Source organism: Micromonospora sp. NPDC047812 (genome assembly GCF_040704175.1).
Classification (GTDB): domain Bacteria; phylum Actinomycetota; class Actinomycetes; order Mycobacteriales; family Micromonosporaceae; genus Micromonospora.
On sequence record NZ_JBEYRY010000035.1, the window covers coordinates 1 to 1,891 of the forward strand.

The 1,891-nt window shown below is 69.0% G+C and carries 1 protein-coding gene; it reads right to left on the minus strand.

Going from position 1 to position 1,891, the window contains the following annotated elements; genetic code table 11:
• Positions 1-1,879, minus strand: a 1,879-nt coding sequence (locus AB0883_RS30740; protein WP_366644766.1) for a type I polyketide synthase, incomplete at its 3' end; no start/stop codon positions are given.
• Positions 1,880-1,891 lie beyond the last annotated feature (12 nt).

Below are 1,891 nucleotides of genomic sequence, written 5' to 3' on the forward strand. Positions count from 1 at the left end.
CAACACCCTCGAGCAGCAACTGCCAAAACCCGTCCGGGTCACCAACCCCACCCGGATACCGACACCCCATCCCCACAATCGCCACCGGCTCATCGCCACCCGCACCGACCGCCACCGGCGCGACGGCCACGGCAGCGTTCTTGCCAAGCAGCAGGTCCGTCAGATGGTCGGTCAACACCTCCGCACTGGGGTAGTCGAAGACCAGCGTGGCCGGCAACGACAGCCCGGTCGCGGTCGCCAGCCGGTTACGCAGCTCCACCGCGGTCAACGAGTCGAAGCCGAGTTCGCGGAACGCGCTGTCCGGATCAATCGTCGCGGGGTCGGGATGGCCGAGTACGACGGCGGCCTGTGTCCGTACCAGTTCCAGGACTGTCCGCTGGCGTTCCTCGACTCCCATAGTGGCCAGCCTGGCGGCCAGATCCACCGGCGTATCAGTTGTGGTCGCCGCCCGGCGGGCGAAGCCGCCGGCCAACGTCCGCCACAGCGGCGGCACGCCATCGGCGCCGGCTCGACGTAGCGCGGCCAGGTCCACCCGGATCGGCACGAGTTGCGGCTGGTTGGTGCGTACTGCCGCGTCGAACAATGCCAGGCCTTCTTCGGAGGACATGGGAAGGATGCCGTTGCGTCGCATCCGGTCCAGGTCGACCTCGTCGAGATGCCCAGTCATCGTCGACTGCTGGGCCCACAGTCCCCACGCCAGTGACTGTCCGACCAGACCCGCGCTCTGTCGCCGTAGCGCCAGGGCGTCCAGGACGGCGTTCGCCGCGGCGTAGTTGCCCTGCCCCGGTGACCCGAGCGTGGCCGCTGCCGAGGAATACACCACGAACAACGCGAGATCCGAATCCTGGGTCAGTTCGTGTAGCCACCACGCCGCGTCGGCCTTGGCCCGCAGTACCGTCTGCAGCCGCTGCGGCGTCAACGCCTCAATCACCCCGTCATCGAGCACTGCGGCGGTGTGCACCACCCCGACCAGCGGATGCTCGGCCGGCACCGCCGCCAACACCTCAGCCAGGGCATTCCGGTCAGCGACGTCACACGCCGCCACCCGCACCCGCGCACCCAGCTCGGTCAGATCAGCGACCAGCTCCGTCGCTCCCGCCGCGGCCGGGCCCTGCCGGGACAACAACAACAAATGCCTGACCCCGTGCGTGGCGACCAGATGCCGGGCCACCAACCCACCCAACACCCCAGTCCCGCCAGTGATCACCACCGTGCCACGCGAATCCAACCCCGCCGGCAACCCGTCAGGGCCAGGCAGGGGCAGCCGGCCAGTACCGGCTCGGGTCAACCGACGGGCATACAGTTCACCAGCGCGTACCGCGATCTCCGGTTCGCCGCTGTCGAGCACCGCCGTGAGGATCCTGCCCAGTTCGTTGTCGTTGCCGTGGTCGTCATCGTCGAGGTCGAGCAGGATGAATCGGTGGGGGTGTTCGGACTGCGCGGAGCGGACCAGGCCCCAGACCGCGGCCGCGGCCAGGTCACTGCCATCGGTAGCGCCGCGGGTGATCACCACCAGGCGGGAACCGTCCGTGGCCGCATCGGCCAGCCATTCCTGGACCCAACCCAACACCAGCGTGCTCGCCGCGTGTGTGGCCTCGACAACGCCGACAGCATCGCCCGTAGCCGGTAGATCGCCCGTAGCCGGTAGCTCGGCCACCACGAGCGTGGGCAGCTCACCATCAACCTGCCCGTGCCGTCCCCAGACGGGTTCGGTAGCCACCGGCATGGTGTCGGGCTGCGCGCCTGGTAGCGGCATCCATTGCACCTCGAACAGTGACTGCGCCGCGTCCGGTATTCCGGTGCCCAGTTGGTCGGTGGTCACTGGCCGCAGTACCAGCGAGGTCGCGGTCAGCACCGGCTGGCCGGTGGTGTCGAACACGGCCACCGCGAT